Here is a 15,090-nt window from a genome sequence, read left to right on the forward strand (position 1 = left end):
GAACCTTCTATGGTGCTGAATGGCCGCCCCGCAGGGGCTGGCCGCGGAGCTGCGTCGAACTGTTTCCACAACGTCTTCTACGCGTCATAGAAATGACCTGTTGGGTCTATCTTAGCCCGGCGAAGAAGTCCTTTTCAGGCAGTTCGACCGGAACCCTGGACTGGATCAGCGAGTAGTCCTCCCAAGGCCAGACGCGGCGCTGCATCGCCGGCGAGACGGCGAAGAAGAAGCCCTCAGGGTCCACCTGGGTGCGGTGTGCCCGCAGTGCGTCATCGCGTGCTTCGAAGAAATCCCCGCACTCGATCTGGGTGGTGGTCGGGTGCGTCGGGGCGGGCGGGGTGTGGCCCTCGGCGTCAGCTTCCAGCCAGGCGGCAAGCCGTTCGGCATACGGCGAGCGGAGACCCGTTTCCTCCAGCGCGAAGTGCAGGGCACGGAACCGTTCGGGGCTGAAGGCGCGGTCGTAGTAGATCTTGCCCGGCGCCCAGACCTCGCCGGTTCCGGGGTAGCGGGCCGGGTCCGCGGCGGCTTCGAAGGCCTCCACGGCGACGCGGTGCGCCATGATGTGGTCCGGGTGCGGATACCCGCCGTTCTCGTCGTAGCTCAGGATGACCTGGGGCTTGAACTCACGCACCAGCCGGACCAGCGGGGCGGCCGCCCGCTCCAGCGGCAGCGTGGCGAAGGAACCCGCCGGCAGCGGCGGCAGCGGATCGCCTTCGGGCAGCCCCGAATCGACGAAACCCAGCCAGCGCTGACGGACGCCCAGGACCTTGGCGGCGTGCTCCATCTCCAGCCGGCGCGCGCCGGCCATGTCGCGCTTCGGGTGCGGCTCGCCCTCCAGGGCAGGGTTCTGGATGTCCCCGCGGGAACCGTCGGTGCAGGTGGCCACCAGGACGTCGACGCCGGACGCGGCGTACATGGCCATCGTGGCGGCACCCTTGCTGGATTCATCGTCGGGATGAGCATGGACAGCCAACAGCCGAAGCGGCGCTGACGGGCTGGTGGACGCTGTCATCGTGGGACGGCTCCTCTTTCATCTACAAGTACGGGTTTCATCTACAGGTACAGAACTCTTTGGCAGGGCGCAGCGGCCGCATCGGCGCCGCGGCAAAAACCCGTCCCGATCCACACTAAACTGGACTTGTGACTTCCAAGGATCAGCCTGCCGCGCCGGCGCCTGCAGCACCCAGCCTAGCCAATCGTTACGGCGGTCAAAAGCGGACGCTCAGCGGCAAAGCCAAACGCACCATCCTCGTCCTTGCCGTCGTGGCCGGGATGGCCTTCATGGCCTGGATCTCAACCTCGAACGCGACGGAGAGCGTCACCTTCAAGGACATCGGCTACAGCACCCCCGACGCCACCCTGGCCGAGATCGATTTCCAGGTCACCAAGGAACCGGCCACCGCCGCCAAATGCTCTGTCAAGGCGCTTGATTCCAAGTTCGCCGTCGTCGGCTGGAAGGTCGTGGACATCGCGCCCAACGCCGCGGACGCCGGCTCTGACGGCGGACGCACGACCGCCCACCGTGCGACGGTGCGCACCGAGTCGCCGGCCGTGTCCGGCGTCGTCGACAGCTGCTGGATTCCCGACGCCGGCAACTAGCGCCGCGGAGCCGCGGTGTGATCCACGCCGCAACCTTCTTTGGTATATCCACGGCATTGACTACAATGAATCAATACCTTTCCCCCGCTGAGCTGGTTACTGAGTTCCAAAAGTGGCCACCGTGGCGGGGTCTTTGCTTGTTTGACCACAAAGGAGAAGTCCGTGTCTACCACCAACAGCGCAACTGCAGCTTGGCTTACCCAGGAAGCTTTTGACCGCCTGAAGGCAGAGCTGGACCACCTCTCCGGCCCCGGCCGGGCGGAAATCGTCCAGAAGATCGAGGCGGCGCGCCAGGAAGGCGACCTCAAGGAGAACGGCGGCTACCACGCGGCCAAAGAGGAGCAGGGCAAGATCGAGGCCCGCATCCGCCAGCTGACCGCACTGCTCCGGGACGCCCACGTGGGCGAGTCCCCGGCCGACGACGGAATTGTCGAGCCGGGCATGATCGTCGTCGCGAAGATCGCCGGCGATGAGGAGACCTTCCTGCTCGGTTCCCGGGAAATTGCCGGCGACTCGGATCTGGACGTCTTCAGCGAGAAGTCCCCGCTGGGAGCCGCCATCGTCGGCCACAAGGAAGGCGACAAGCTCAGCTACACCGCCCCGAACGGCAAGGACATCCCGGTGGAGATCATGTCCGCCAAGCCGTACGCCGGCTGACCCGGCCCACCGCAACGCACAACACGACGCCGGCCCTCCCCAAGCGGGAGGGCCGGCGTCGTTTTGCTGCCGCCTGCCGGCGTCGCCGTGCGTTACTGCCCGCTGCGCAGCGTTCCGGCCCGCGGCGCGCTGAGCAGCAGGGCTGCGATCACGCCGCCGATGGCCCCGCCGAGGTGCGCCTGCCAGGACACGTAGCCTGCCACCGTGGGCAGGATGCCGAACAGAATCCCGCCGTACGTCAGGAACAGCACCACCGAGAGCAGGATCTGCCACCAGTTGCGGTTGAAGAAGCCGCGCACGAGCAGGAACGCGAAGAGGCCAAAGACCAGGCCGGACGCCCCCACCGTGATGTTGAAGCCGCCGATCAGCCACACCACCACCCCCGAAACGAGCCAGCTCAGGGCCAGGGTGGTGAAGAACACTCGGCGCCCGGACAGCAGCACCAGGAAACCGAAGATGACCAGCGGAAGCGTGTTGGAGAACAGGTGCGCCAGGTTGGCGTGCAGCAGCGGGAACGTCAGGATGTCCAGGATCCCGTCGGGGCTGCGCGGGCGCAGCCCGAACGTGCCGTTGAGCGAACGCAGCATGAGGGTGTTAATGACCTCGATGACGTACAGCACCAGCACAAACAACCCCACCACCAGCAGCCCCTTGCGGGCACGTGCCGCCGTGGTGTCGCCGGCTCGCGGCCTGCCGTTCCGGCTGGAGTCAAGCATCATGGCCCCCTAGTGCACCACGATCGGCTGGAAACCCTCGGCCCGGAGCGCCGCGAGGACCTGCTCGCAGTGTTCGTGGCCCTTGGTCTCCAGGTTCACGGTAATGGACACGTCGCCCATGCTGATCGATCCGCCCACCCGGGTATGGTCCAGGCCCGTCACGTTGGCGTCGTTCTCGGCGATGATCCGGGCGATCGTGGCCAGCGAGCCGGGACGGTCGTCCAGCATCATCCGCACGGTCATGAACCGGCCCGCGGCGGAGAGGCCGCGCTGGATGACCTTGAGCATCAGCATCGGGTCAATGTTGCCGCCGGAGAGCACCACCGCGACGGTGCCGGGATTTTCGATCTTGGCTTCCATCAGCGCCGCGACGCCGACCGCACCGGCGGGCTCGACGACCATTTTGGCACGCTCCAGCAGGAAGATCAGCGCCCGGGCCAGGGCGTCCTCGCTGACGGTAACGACGTCGTCGACGAGCTCCCGGATGATGCTGAAGGGCAGCTGGCCGGGCCGGCCCACGGCGATGCCGTCGGCCATGGTGGAGACGCGTTTGAGCGGCACGAGGGCATCCGCGGCGAGCGAGGGCGGGTAAGCGGCCGCGTTTTCGGCCTGGACGCCGATGATCCGGATCTCCCGGCCCAGTTCCTTCGCCCTGGCCTTCACGGCCACGGCGACGCCGGCGAGAAGTCCGCCGCCGCCAACGCCCATCAAGATGGTGTCGACGTCGGGGACCTGTTCCAGGATTTCCAGTCCGACGGTGCCCTGGCCGGCGACGACATCGACGTCGTCGAAGGGGTGGACAAAGACTGCTCCGGTCTCGTCGGCGTAACGCTTCGCCTCGGCGAGGGCCTCATCGACATTGTGGCCGTGCAGGACCACTTCGGCCCCGTGGCTGCGGGTGGCGGCGAGTTTGGGCAGGGCCACGCCCAGCGGCATGTAGATCCGCGCCTTGATACCCAGGCTCTTGGCCGCGACGGCCACACCCTGGGCGTGGTTTCCGGCCGAGGCCGCCACGACGCCGCGTTTCTTCTCCGCGGGGGAAAGCTTGGCCATCCGGACATAGGCGCCGCGGACCTTGAAGGAACCGGCCCGCTGCAGGTTCTCGCACTTGAGGAAGACCTCGCCACCGACCATGCTGCCCAGGGCCCGGGAGGATTCAACCGGCGTCCGCGTAATAATCCCGTCGAGCAGCTTCTGCGCCTCCAGGACATTGTCCAGCGTGACGGGCAGGCTCTCAAGGGTGTTCACGAACTAGTCTCCTTCTTCGATCCGTCTTCGGCTCATACGGTGGATCAGGGTGTGGATCCGGCTCCGGTGCCCCGTCCGGCATTACTGCCGGGGGGAACCGCTGCCGGGTGCGGCGTCGTCGCCGCGGCCGGAAGTTGCGCCCGGCAGGCGGGCGTCCCTCCCGGGGTCGTCGGCGGCAGGGGCCGTGGCGTCCGGGTTGCCCGCGGCCGCCAGCGCACTTTCATGTTCCCACGTTCTGCCGGCAATGTAGCGAATCGACGAGTTTGCTACGGCCAGGATGGGCACGGAGAACAGGGCTCCCGGAATTCCGGCGAGGTAGGAACCGGCGGCGACGGCGAGGATGACCGCGACCGGGTGCAGCCTGACAGCCTTGCCCATGATCAGCGGCTGGAGGATGTGGCTCTCCAGTTGCTGCACCAGCAGGACGATCCCCAGCATGATCAGGGCGTTCACCCAGCCGTTGGCGACGAGGGCCAGCAGCACCGCGACGGCGCCGGTCACCAGGGCGCCGACGATCGGGATGAACGAGCCGAGGAACACCAGCACCCCCAGCGGAAGAGCCAGGGGCACGCCGATGATCGCAGCCCCCACCCCGATGCCGACCGCGTCCACGAACGCGACGAACATCTGGACCCGGGCATAGCTCACCATGGAGGACCAGCCCACCCGGCCGGCTCCGTAGGTCGCGGCGCGGGCCCTGCGGGGCAGCAGCCGCACCAGGAAGGACCAGATCCGTTCTCCTTCCAGCAGGAAGAAGATGAGGATGAACAGCGCCAGGATCAAGCCGGCGGCGAAGTGCCCGGCGGTGCTGCCGAAGGACAGCGCACCGCTGAGGATGCTGCTGCTGTTGTTCTGCAGCGCTTCGGTGCCTTCCCTCAGGTACTGGTCGATCTGGGCCGCGGTGAGGTGCAGGGGGCCGTCCGCGAGCCAGACCTGGATTTTCTGGATTCCGGTCAGCGCCTCGCTCCACAGCTCGGCGAAGCCGGCCACCAGCTGCCGGCCCACGAGGGCCAGGGCCCCGCCGATGAGGGCAATGAACCCCACCACGGTCATCGCGACGGCGAGCCCGTTGGGAACGTGGTTCCTCCGGAGCCAGTTCTTCACCGGCGCCAGCAGCCCGGCCAGCAGCGCGGCGACCATCACGGGAATCAGCAGGAAGCTGACCCTGCTGAGCAGCCACACGAGCGCGCCCGCCATAAGGATGATGAGTCCCAGGCGCCAGGACCAGGACGCGGCGATCCGCACGCCGTACGGGATGTCCTGGTCGATTTCCCGCTCCGTAACAGTTCTCACTTGTGGGGAGACTCGCCCGGACGCGCTGGCAGCGGGGCGAGCGGCTGCGGCGGTGTGGTCTCGCGGGGCGGCATCGTCAACTGGCGTCATAGCCCCATGATTCACCAGCGCCGCCCGGATAGGAAACTGCCCGCTGTCTCAGCGACCCAGGGAGGCGCTGATACCCCACGTCATGGCGAACCGCTCCCCCGGATCCAGCCAGCGGAGGCCGTCGCCGGTGTTGAAGGCATTGGCCGGGCCGGTCATCGGCTCGATCGCCACCGCCTTGATGCGTCCCGGGAATTGAGTGGTGACAAAGACGTGGACGTAGCCGCAGTTTTCGTCCTGCCAGAGGCTCACGCTCCGGCCGTCCGGGGCGCTCAGCGTGTGCCGGGCGATGCCGGCGTCGAACTCCAGGTCCGTGTAGGCCGTATCCAGGTCCAGATCGCCCACGGTCCGCCCGGCGCGGAGGTCGAAGTCGCCGCCCACCGGTTCGGCGCGGCGCGGGATCAGGCGTTCGTCCGTCACGAGCCTGGTGCCGGCGTGCACGGTGACCGTGAGCTCCTCGCTGGGCACCTCCCCCAGCCTCAGGTAGGGGTGCGCGCCGAGGACAAACGGGGCCGGCTCCTGGGAGTCGTTGATCAGCAACTGCCGGACCACCAGGCCCAGGTCCTCGGCCAGTTCGTAGCGCACGCGGTGGCGCAGCAGGAAGGGATAGCCGTGCTGCGGGAACACCGCCGCTTCCAGGGTGACCGAGAATTCGGATTCGTCGACGAGTTCGTAGGAGGCGTTGCGCAGCAGCCCGTGGCTGGCGTTGTTGCGGGACGCCTCCGTGATGTCCAGCTGCTGCTTCTTGCCATTGAGGTACCAGACACCGTCCTCCACGCGGTTCGCCCACGGGGCCAGCGTGATGCCGGCGGCACCCGGGGAAATCTCCGCGTCACCGTAGCTTTCCGTCAGCTGGGTGCCGCCGCGGCTGTACAGCCTCAGCCCGGCGGCGAGTTCGGTGACGACGGCCAGGGCATCGCCGCGGCGCAGCTCGTACTGTCGGCCCGTGGCATAGCGCCGGGCGGAAGCGTCCGGGCCCGGGCCGTCGCTGAGTCTCTCGCTGGCAGGGGAATCCGGGGAGGAGTGACGCGGCAGGTTCATGGTCACCACCGTACCTAGCCGCAGGCCTCGGCGTATACCGTGGATCCATGACCCGCATTTCCAGGACCGCCCCCGCCGGCAGCACCAAATGACACTTCCCCTTGACGCGCGGCAACTGGCGGCCCGCTTCGCTGCCGTCTTCGGCACGGCGCCCGACGGCGTATGGCAGGCGCCCGGCCGGGTCAACCTCATGGGCGAGCATACCGACTACAACGAAGGCTTCGTGCTGCCGTTCGCGATCGACAGGACAGCCAGGGTGGCGGTCCGCCGGCGTCCGGACTCCGAGTTCCGGCTGCTGTCCACCTTCGGCAACCAGGGACTGACGACGGCGGATGCCGGGACCCTGGAGCGCGGCTCGGCGAGGGGCTGGACCAAGTACCCGCTGGGTGTGGTGTGGGCGCTCCAGCAGCAGGGGCTTCCGGTGCGCGGCCTGGATCTGCTGCTGGACTCCGATGTTCCCCGTGGCGCCGGCCTGTCCTCATCCCACGCGATCGAGTGCGCCGTCATCTCCGCCCTCAACGAGCTCACCGCGGCGGGCCTGGACGACCGGGACATGGTCCTGGCCACCCAGCGCGCCGAGAATGACTTTGTCGGCGCGCCCACCGGCATTATGGACCAGTCCGCATCCCTGCGCGGGGCGGCCGGGCACGCGCTGTTCCTGGACTGCCGCGACCAGAGCTTCCGGCTGGTCCCGTTCGACGCCGAAGCAGCCGGACTGGTGCTGCTCGTGATCGACACGAAGGTCTCGCACTCCCATGCCGGCGGCGGCTACGCCTCCCGGCGGGCCTCCTGCGAGCTGGGCGCCGAGGTGCTCGGGGTAAAAGCCCTGCGCGACGTCGGACTCGGCGACCTGGAGAAGGCCAGCGGCCTGCTGGATCCTGAGACGTTCCGCCGCGTGCGGCACGTGGTCACCGAGAATGACCGGGTCCTGCAGGTGGTCGAGCTTCTCGCCGGCGACGGGCCCGCGGCGATCGGGCCGCTGCTGGATGCGTCCCATGCCTCCATGCGGGACGACTTCGAGATCTCCTGCCCCGAACTGGACCTCGCCGTCGGGGCCGCCCGTGCTGCCGGCGCGGTCGGTGCCCGGATGACCGGGGGCGGATTCGGCGGCTCGGCGATCGCGCTCACCCCGGTGGCGGCCGCGCAGCAGGTGCGCGCCGCCGTCGAAAAGGCCTTCGCCGGGGCCGGGTACGCGGCGCCGGAGATCTTCAGTGTCCGGCCCGCGGCAGGGGCGATGCGCCTGGCATAGCCGGAGCGTAGGCTGGGCGCATGCCAGATGCCGTCATAGTGTCCGCTGCCAGGAGCCCGATCGGACGCGCCTTCAAAGGCTCGCTGAAGGACGAACGCCCCGACGACCTCGCGGCCGCCATGGTGGCCGCCGCCCTGGCCCGGATTCCGTCCTTCGACGCGGCGGACACCGCCGGCCGCGGCCTGGACGACCTGTATCTGGGCTGCGCCGAGCCCAGCGGCGAGGCCGGCTCCAACATGGCCAGGGTGGTCACCATCCTGGCCGGGCTGGACACCGTCCCGGGCGCCACGATCAACCGTTTCTGTGCCTCAAGCCTGCAGACCCTCCGGATGGCCTTCCACGCCATCAAGGCCGGAGAAGGCCACGCGTTTGTCTCGGCCGGGGTGGAGGCCGTGTCCCGGTACCGCGACTGGGCCGGCGCCGGAGAGACGGACGCCAGCACGCACAACCCGGCCTTCGACGCCGCCCGGCAGCGGACCGCTGCCCGGGCCGCGTCCAACACTCCATGGACGGACCCGCGGCTGGGCGGCCGGATGCCGGACATCTATATCGCCATGGGACAGACCGCGGAAAACGTCGCGACCAGCTTCGGCATCGGCCGGGCGGACCAGGACGCCTGGGCGGTGCTCAGCCAGAACCGCGCCGAAGCCGCCATCGCCTCCGGATTCTATGCCCGCGAGATTACCCCCTACACCCGCAGGGACGGCACCGTGATTGACCGGGACGACTCCCCGCGGGCCGGCGTCACCCTCGAAGCGGTCAGCGCCCTGCAGCCGGTCTTCCGCGCCGAGGGCACCGTCACCGCCGGCAATGCCTGCCCGCTGAACGACGGGGCGGCCGCCGTCGTCGTGATGAGCGATACGCGGGCGCGCGAACTCGGCCTCGAGCCGCTGGCAAGGATCGTCTCCACCGGCGTCAGTGCCCTCTCCCCCGAGCTCATGGGCATGGGTCCGGTCGAGGCAAGCCGGCGGGCACTGGCCCATGCCGGGCTGGGGATGGAGGACATCGACCTCGTGGAGCTCAACGAGGCCTTCGCGGTCCAGGTCGTCGCCAGCGCCAGGGAACTCGGGATCGACCACAACAAGCTCAACGTCCACGGCGGCGCCATCGCGCTGGGGCACCCCTTCGGGATGACCGGCGCCCGGATGACCACCACCCTGCTCAACGGCCTCCGGGAACGGGACGCGACCCTGGGGCTGGCGACCCTGTGTGTGGGCGGCGGCCAGGGCATGGCGGTGGTGCTGGAGCGGCTCAGCTAGGGCCCCCCGTCGCCGCCGGGCACGCGCCTGACGTCACACACCTCACAAAGGAGGGAGCCCCGCCGTCCGGCGGGGCTCCCTCCTCTTAGTCGTGCGTTACCGGCCTGACGCCGGCGCTGTTACTCGTCGCCGCGAAGGATCGCGAGGAGCCGGATGATCTCCACGTAGAGCCACACCAGCGTCACGGTGAGGCCGAAGGCCGCGGTCCAGGAGAAGCGCTGCGGGGCGCCGCTGCGGACGCCGGCTTCGATGCTGGTGAAGTCCATGATCAGGGCGAAGGCGGCGAGGCCGATCGCCAGGACGCCGATGAAGACGCCCAGCGGGATGCCGAAGATCTCCACCGAGGTGCGCAGGCCGAAGGGGGAATCGACGGCGCCGGTCCACATCATGACCATGTTGATGAGCGCGAAGACGGCATAGCCGATGGTCGCGATCATAAAGAACCGCATGGCCTTCGGGGTCGCCCGGACCTTGCCGTTCTTGAAGAGCACCAGGGTCACGGCGAACACCGAGAGCGTGCCGATCACGGCCTGCAGGCCGACGCCCGGGTACATGTTGTCGAGGATCCGCGTCAGGCCGCCGAGGAAAAGACCCTCGAGGCCCGCGTAGGCCAGGATCAGGGCCGGGGAGGGCTGCTTCTTGAACGTGTTGACGAGGGCGAGGACGAAACCGCCCAGCGCTCCGACGATCATCAGCATGTAGGCCAGGCCCTCTGCCACCACGAGGGTGACGGCCGCACCGGCGACGACGGCGCCAAGGCAGGCAGCCGTCTTCATGATGACGTCGTCATAGGTCATGCGTCCGGTGTCGGCGGGGCCGGCGGCGGGCCGGTTGTACATGTCCTGGAGCTGGTCCTGGGTCATGCCCTGCTGGGCAGGGTTCCAGCCGGTCTGGGTCTGACCGTACTGGGCCTGGCCGTACTGGCCCTGCCCGTACTGGCCCTGCCCGTAGCCGTTCCGGCCGGGGCCCTGTCCGTAAGCCTGCGGGGCAGGCGGTGCCTGGGTTGCTCCACGGAAGTTCTTTCCGTTGAAGACTGGGTTTCCGCCAAGTGCCATTGCGGGTGTCCTCCAAATAAGGGGGTGAATGATGATCCGGTAGTGAACTCGTAGTGCGTGCTTACAACACGCTACCAATTTCAACAGCCGGCGGGCACTGTTAGTTCCCGGCGGCCCTTGCCGCAACCCAACCGTGACCTGTGCGCCCCGTTCCGGAACCTCGTTTGCCGACCGGGGATATCGACTGTTTAGGCATACTCAGGATCAACAAAAGTTTACTTAAGTTCAGGTAAACCGCACCGACTCACCGGCTTCACGGTTGTTACCCGATCGCGACGTTAAGCCTGCTCGCGACGGCATTCATTGCCCCAAACGGGCTGTAACATGGGCCAAACAGGGTGACGGATATCACAAGCCCTACCGCTCCACCGCATCGCACCAGGCACCACCCCGTCACCCTGACTGTTCGCAGCGGTTGCAACGGCGCAACCCACACCACCCCCATGTGGAGGTTTCATTTTGAGAAGCACACCGAGAGGCCTGTCGCAGAGACGGCGCGGCAGACTGCTGAAAGTTGTGGGGGCTGTTTTTGCCGCCGTGGCCGCGCTACTGCTCATCGTCGCGCCAGCATCCCAGGCCACGAGCCCCTCGCCGACACCATCCCCGTCGGCAACCACGTTCCAAAACAGCATCAGCGGCTTCCTGCGCGGCGACGACCGCGCGCCGATCGCTGACGTCACCATCACGGCCAAGAGCGACGACTTCACCGGCACGGCCACATCGAGCGCCAATGGCGCCTGGACCATCGGGGTGCCCACCCAGGGGACCTACGTCGTCGAGCTGGACGAATCCACGCTTCCGGAGGGAATCAAACTCGCCGACGGCCAGGAAAACCCCCGAGAGGTCACCTTCAGCCAGACCTCGAACCTCTCGGTGATCTTCGCCTTCGGTAAGGGCATTGTGGTGCAGGAGCAGGATTTCGGCCAGAACCTGATCAACCGCCTCGTGGCGGGCCTCAGCTTCGGCCTTCTGCTGGCGCTCGCATCCGTGGGTCTCTCGCTGATCTTCGGCACCACCGGGCTGACCAACTTCGCCCACGGTGAGATGGTCACCATCGGCGCCGTCCTGGTTTTCGCCTTCAACGCCATGAACCTCCCGTTCTGGCTGGCGATCCTGCTCGCCCTGCTCGGCGGCGGTCTGTTCGGCTACGTCCAGGATGCCGGCCTGTGGAAGCCACTCCGGCGCCGCGGAACCGGCCTGGTCCCGATGATGATCGTCAGCATCGGCCTCGCCCTGGCCGTCCGCTACATCATCCAGTTCTTCTTCGGCGGCGCCACCCAGCAGCTGCCGTTCGCCCAGAGCGCGGAGATCCTGCTCGGCCCGATCTCCATTTCGCCCAACAACCTCTGGTCCCTCGTGATCAGCGCCGTTGTCATTGCCATCCTCGGGATCGTCCTGCTCAAGACCCGGCTCGGCAAAGCCACCCGCGCGGTCGCCGATAACCCGGCGCTGGCCGCGGCCTCCGGCATCGACGTCGACGCCGTCATCCGGATTGTCTGGGTCACCGGCGGCATGCTCGCCTCCCTCGGCGGCATCCTGTGGGCGTACTACCGGCCCGGCGTCACCTTTGATATGGGTTCGCAGATCCTGCTGCTCATCTTCGCCGGCGTCACCCTGGGTGGCCTCGGCACCGTGTGGGGTGCCCTGATCGGATCCATCATCGTCGGCATCTTCGTGGAGCTGACCACCGTGTTCGGCCTCGCCGCCGACCTCAAATACGTGGGAGCACTGTTCATCATGATTATTGTCCTTCTGATCCGGCCCCAAGGTATCTTGGGCCGGCGCGAGCGCGTGGGTTAGGAGACAGACATGGACTTCGGATTCATATTTTCCAGCGCTGCCGGTGAATTGTTCAGCCCCACAACGGCTGCCTACGCCCTGGCCACCCTCGGCCTCGCCGTTCACTTCGGCTACGCCGGCCTGCTGAACTTCGGCCAGGCCGGCTTCATGGCGGTGGGGGCCTACGGCTTCGCCATCTCCACCCTGACCTTCGGCGTTCCGTTCTTCGTCGGTCTGCTGATCGCCGTGGTCTGCTCGGCCATCTTTGCGTTGCTGCTGGGTATCCCCACCCTCCGGCTGCGGGCCGACTATCTGGCTATCGTGACGATTGCGGCGGCGGAAATCATCCGTTACATCGTGACCACCAACCAGCTGACCGCCATCACCGGTTCGGCCAACGGCCTCGCCGCGTTCGAGGGCGACTTCTACGCCATGAACCCCTTCCCTCCGGGTTCCTACATGGGCATGAACAACCGCGACTTCTTCATCCGGATCGTCGCCTGGGCGGTCGTGGCCTTGTTCTGCACCCTGGTGTGGCTGCTGATGCGCAGCCCCTGGGGGCGTGTCCTCAAGGGCATCCGCGAGGATGAAAACGCCGTCCGCTCGCTCGGCAAGAACGTATACGCCTACAAGATGCAGGCCCTGATCATCGGTGGTGTGCTCGGCGCCCTGGCGGGCATGATCTTTACCCTCCCCCGCGGCGCGGTCCAGCCGGCGAACTATGGCACCGAGCTGACGTTCTTCCTCTACACCTGCCTGCTGCTCGGCGGACTGGGCACGGTGCTGGGGCCGGTCGTCGGCGCCATGATCTTCTGGGTCGTGCTCTCGCTCACCCAGGGCATCCTCTACGGCCTGATCGAATCCGGCACCATCACCTGGCTGAACACGGTCCAGGCCGGGCAGCTGCGTTACATCCTGGTGGGTGTCGCGCTGATGCTGCTGATGATCTTCAGGCCCCAGGGTGTCCTCGGCAATAAGAAGGAGCTGGCGTTCGCATGAGCACGCAGAGCGAAGAACCCCGCACGTCGGAAAACCCGGAGAACCCGGAAAACATTGACTACATGACGGACACGCGTCCGATTGCCGCCGGGGAGACTGCCCCCGGCTGCAAGAAGCGCGATCCGATCGTGGTGGCGGAAAACGTCACCCGCAGCTTCGGCGGCATCAACGCCGTCGACGTCGAATACCTGGAGATCCCGCGGCACAAGATCACCGCGCTGATCGGCCCCAACGGCGCCGGCAAGACCACCCTGTTCAACCTGCTCACGGGCTTTGACACGCCCAACTCGGGCAAGTGGCAGTTCGAAGGCAACAGCCTGGCCGGGGTGTCCTCGTACAAGGTGGCCCGGATGGGCATGGTCCGCACCTTCCAGCTGACCAAGGTCATGGGCAAGCTCACGGTCATGGAGAACATGCGCCTCGGGGCCTCCCACCAGTCCGGCGAGCGGCTGTCCAAGGCCCTCTTCAAGGGCATCTGGGGTGGCCAGGAAAAGACGATCACCCAGGAAGCCAACGTCCTGCTGGAGAAGTTCAAGCTGGACGCCAAGAAGGACGACTACGCAGCGTCCCTCTCGGGCGGCCAGCGGAAGCTGCTGGAGATGGCCCGCTCGCTCATGGTGCGGCCTAAGCTGGTCATGCTCGACGAGCCGATGGCCGGCGTCAACCCGGCCCTGACGCAGTCGCTGCTGGACCACATCAAGAACCTCAAGGCCGAGGGCATGACCGTTCTGTTCGTCGAGCACGACATGCACATGGTCAGGCACATCGCCGACTGGGTAGTGGTCATGGCTGAGGGCAAGATCGTGGCCGAGGGCCCGCCCGCCGAGGTCATGAAGAACCCTGCCGTGATTGACGCCTACCTGGGTGCCCACCACGACGTGGATCTCGGTGACTCGGAAGGCATCAAAGAGCTGGCCGCGGAACTGGTCGCCGACGAGGAATCGATTGTCGGCACCGAAAACGCCGGCATCATCTCGCTCGACGTCGTCGCCGCGGAATCGGATAAGCTGACGGGCCCGGACAGCAACCGTCCGGTGCGCGGCCGGCGCAGCGCCGAGGAGCCGACCCGCGGCGAGCAGCCGCCCAGCACAGCGAAGGACACAGAATGAGTGCCACCAGCGCGGCTCCCGCCGCAAACCCCCTGCACGATGAGGATTCGGTCGTCAAGGTCACCGACCTGGTGGCCGGCTACATCCCCGGCGTCAACATCCTCAACGGCTGCAGCATCGAGGCCCGCAAGGGCGAACTGATCGGCATCATCGGCCCCAACGGCGCCGGCAAGTCGACGCTGCTGAAGGCGATGTTCGGCCTGGTCAAGGTCCACTCGGGTTCGGTGGTGGTCCGCGGCCAGGACATCACCGGGCTCAAGGCGAACAAGCTCGTCAGCAAAGGCATCGGCTTTGTGCCGCAGAACAACAACGTCTTCGCGGCGCTGACCATCGAGGAGAACCTCCAGATGGGCATGTTCCAGCGGCCCAAGGACTTCGCCGAGCGCTTCGACTTCGTCACGGGCCTGTTCCCGGAACTCGGCAAGCGTCGTGCCCAGCGCGCGGGCTCGCTCTCCGGCGGCGAACGCCAGATGGTGGCGATGGGACGGGCCCTCATGATGGACCCGGCCGTGCTGCTGCTCGACGAGCCCTCCGCGGGCCTCTCCCCTGTCAAGCAGGACGAGACCTTCCTCCGGGTCCACGAGATCAACCGCGCAGGCGTGTCGGTCATCATGGTGGAGCAGAACGCCCGCCGCTGCCTGCAGATCTGTGACCGCGGCTATGTCCTGGACCAGGGCAAGGACGCGTACACCGGCACCGGCCGGGAACTCATGAAGGATCCCAAGGTCATCCAGCTGTACCTGGGCACCCTCGCCGACACCGTCGAATAGTTCCCCGGCAACACCGCAACAGAAGGGCCGTCACCAGCCGGTGGCGGCCCTTCTGCGCGCCCGGGGGCTCAGCAGGACGACCACGGCGTCACGCGGCGCAGGGTTTTAGTCCGGACACCGGGACGCGGGGCCGGATTCCCGCCGTCGAGCACTCCCCCTGGCACCAAAAGCCTGCCGGGCGTGACGCGTGGCCGGCCCTCCCGCGGCCCCGCCTCCCCCGCACGCAAGA

14 protein-coding genes are annotated in these 15,090 nt (G+C 67.3%); 8 read left to right on the forward strand and 6 right to left on the reverse strand.

The window, feature by feature from the left end; translation table 11 throughout:
- Positions 1–106 precede the first annotated feature (106 nt).
- Positions 107–1,012, reverse strand: a complete 906-nt coding sequence (mca, locus tag ACZYZ5_RS11675; protein ID WP_463901885.1) for a mycothiol conjugate amidase Mca — start codon at positions 1,010–1,012, stop codon at positions 107–109.
- 128 nt (positions 1,013–1,140) lie between these two features.
- Here mca and ACZYZ5_RS11680 point away from each other — a divergent pair, with 128 nt between their 5' ends.
- Together ACZYZ5_RS11680 and greA are read left to right on the forward strand one after the other, a co-directional pair.
- A complete protein-coding gene (locus ACZYZ5_RS11680) occupies positions 1,141–1,599 on the forward strand; it encodes a DUF4307 domain-containing protein (RefSeq protein ID WP_463901886.1) in 459 nt (152 codons plus the stop codon).
- Between the two features lie 162 nt (positions 1,600–1,761).
- The gene (gene greA / locus ACZYZ5_RS11685; RefSeq protein ID WP_354350981.1) at positions 1,762–2,256 is read left to right on the forward strand and encodes a transcription elongation factor GreA; all 495 of its coding nucleotides are present in this window, start codon (positions 1,762–1,764) and stop codon (positions 2,254–2,256) included.
- A 92-nt stretch (positions 2,257–2,348) separates the two neighbouring features.
- Here greA and ACZYZ5_RS11690 read toward each other — a convergent pair whose 3' ends face one another.
- The 4 genes from ACZYZ5_RS11690 to ACZYZ5_RS11705 all read right to left on the reverse strand — a co-directional run bounded on the left by ACZYZ5_RS11690 (position 2,349) and on the right by ACZYZ5_RS11705 (position 6,641).
- Positions 2,349–2,972 carry a rhomboid family intramembrane serine protease gene (locus tag ACZYZ5_RS11690; protein WP_463901914.1) on the reverse strand — a complete coding sequence of 208 codons (624 nt, stop codon included), beginning with the start codon at positions 2,970–2,972 and terminating at the stop codon, positions 2,349–2,351.
- 9 nt (positions 2,973–2,981) lie between these two features.
- The gene (gene ilvA / locus ACZYZ5_RS11695) at positions 2,982–4,220 is read right to left on the reverse strand and encodes a threonine ammonia-lyase (RefSeq protein ID WP_463901887.1); all 1,239 of its coding nucleotides are present in this window, start codon (positions 4,218–4,220) and stop codon (positions 2,982–2,984) included.
- Between the two features lie 81 nt (positions 4,221–4,301).
- Complete coding sequence (locus ACZYZ5_RS11700) at positions 4,302–5,603, reverse strand: AI-2E family transporter (RefSeq protein ID WP_463901888.1); 1,302 nt, start codon at positions 5,601–5,603, stop codon at positions 4,302–4,304.
- A 48-nt stretch (positions 5,604–5,651) separates the two neighbouring features.
- Complete coding sequence (locus ACZYZ5_RS11705) at positions 5,652–6,641, reverse strand: aldose 1-epimerase family protein (protein WP_463901889.1); 990 nt, start codon at positions 6,639–6,641, stop codon at positions 5,652–5,654.
- Between the two features lie 88 nt (positions 6,642–6,729).
- Between ACZYZ5_RS11705 and galK the strand changes: the two genes are divergently transcribed.
- Together galK and ACZYZ5_RS11715 are read left to right on the forward strand one after the other, a co-directional pair.
- Positions 6,730–7,890, forward strand: a complete 1,161-nt coding sequence (gene galK, locus ACZYZ5_RS11710; RefSeq protein WP_463901890.1) for a galactokinase — start codon at positions 6,730–6,732, stop codon at positions 7,888–7,890.
- Positions 7,891–7,910: 20 nt separating this feature from the next.
- On the forward strand, positions 7,911–9,149 hold the full coding sequence (locus ACZYZ5_RS11715) for an acetyl-CoA C-acetyltransferase (protein WP_463901891.1): 1,239 nt from the start codon (positions 7,911–7,913) through the stop codon (positions 9,147–9,149).
- Positions 9,150–9,268: 119 nt separating this feature from the next.
- On the opposite strand, the gene ACZYZ5_RS11720 is transcribed toward ACZYZ5_RS11715, so the two are convergent.
- Positions 9,269–10,204 (reverse strand): Bax inhibitor-1/YccA family protein, encoded by a 936-nt coding sequence (locus ACZYZ5_RS11720; RefSeq protein ID WP_463901892.1) that lies wholly within the window; start codon positions 10,202–10,204, stop codon positions 9,269–9,271.
- Between the two features lie 516 nt (positions 10,205–10,720).
- On the opposite strand from ACZYZ5_RS11720, the gene ACZYZ5_RS11725 reads away from it, so the two are divergent.
- Genes ACZYZ5_RS11725 through ACZYZ5_RS11740 form a run of 4 tightly spaced genes read left to right on the forward strand, consistent with a single transcriptional unit; the run spans position 10,721 to position 14,861 of the window.
- On the forward strand, positions 10,721–12,004 hold the full coding sequence (locus ACZYZ5_RS11725) for a branched-chain amino acid ABC transporter permease (RefSeq protein WP_463901893.1): 1,284 nt from the start codon (positions 10,721–10,723) through the stop codon (positions 12,002–12,004).
- A 9-nt stretch (positions 12,005–12,013) separates the two neighbouring features.
- The gene (locus ACZYZ5_RS11730) at positions 12,014–12,982 is read left to right on the forward strand and encodes a branched-chain amino acid ABC transporter permease (protein WP_463901894.1); all 969 of its coding nucleotides are present in this window, start codon (positions 12,014–12,016) and stop codon (positions 12,980–12,982) included.
- The gene (locus ACZYZ5_RS11735; protein ID WP_463901895.1) at positions 12,979–14,091 is read left to right on the forward strand and encodes an ABC transporter ATP-binding protein; all 1,113 of its coding nucleotides are present in this window, start codon (positions 12,979–12,981) and stop codon (positions 14,089–14,091) included. The genes ACZYZ5_RS11730 and ACZYZ5_RS11735 overlap by 4 nt, the downstream gene beginning before the upstream one ends.
- Positions 14,088–14,861 carry an ABC transporter ATP-binding protein gene (locus ACZYZ5_RS11740; protein WP_463901896.1) on the forward strand — a complete coding sequence of 258 codons (774 nt, stop codon included), beginning with the start codon at positions 14,088–14,090 and terminating at the stop codon, positions 14,859–14,861. The genes ACZYZ5_RS11735 and ACZYZ5_RS11740 overlap by 4 nt, the downstream gene beginning before the upstream one ends.
- Positions 14,862–15,090: the final 229 nt, after the last annotated feature.

The sequence above is a fragment of the Pseudarthrobacter ribosi genome (assembly GCF_055412865.1).

What these genes read in the sequence shown, in the direction of transcription:
- mca (WP_463901885.1), bottom strand. Translation starts at nt 1,012, where the DNA reads ATGACAGCGTCCACCAGCCCGTCAGCGCCGCTTCGGCTGTTGGCTGTC.
- ACZYZ5_RS11730 (WP_463901894.1), top strand. Translation starts at nt 12,014, where the DNA reads ATGGACTTCGGATTCATATTTTCCAGCGCTGCCGGTGAATTGTTCAGC.
- ACZYZ5_RS11735 (WP_463901895.1), top strand. Translation starts at nt 12,979, where the DNA reads ATGAGCACGCAGAGCGAAGAACCCCGCACGTCGGAAAACCCGGAGAAC.
- ACZYZ5_RS11720 (WP_463901892.1), bottom strand. Translation starts at nt 10,204, where the DNA reads ATGGCACTTGGCGGAAACCCAGTCTTCAACGGAAAGAACTTCCGTGGA.
- galK (WP_463901890.1), top strand. Translation starts at nt 6,730, where the DNA reads ATGACACTTCCCCTTGACGCGCGGCAACTGGCGGCCCGCTTCGCTGCC.
- ACZYZ5_RS11690 (WP_463901914.1), bottom strand. Translation starts at nt 2,972, where the DNA reads ATGCTTGACTCCAGCCGGAACGGCAGGCCGCGAGCCGGCGACACCACG.
- ACZYZ5_RS11705 (WP_463901889.1), bottom strand. Translation starts at nt 6,641, where the DNA reads ATGAACCTGCCGCGTCACTCCTCCCCGGATTCCCCTGCCAGCGAGAGA.
- ACZYZ5_RS11740 (WP_463901896.1), top strand. Translation starts at nt 14,088, where the DNA reads ATGAGTGCCACCAGCGCGGCTCCCGCCGCAAACCCCCTGCACGATGAG.
- ACZYZ5_RS11700 (WP_463901888.1), bottom strand. Translation starts at nt 5,603, where the DNA reads ATGACGCCAGTTGACGATGCCGCCCCGCGAGACCACACCGCCGCAGCC.
- ACZYZ5_RS11715 (WP_463901891.1), top strand. Translation starts at nt 7,911, where the DNA reads ATGCCAGATGCCGTCATAGTGTCCGCTGCCAGGAGCCCGATCGGACGC.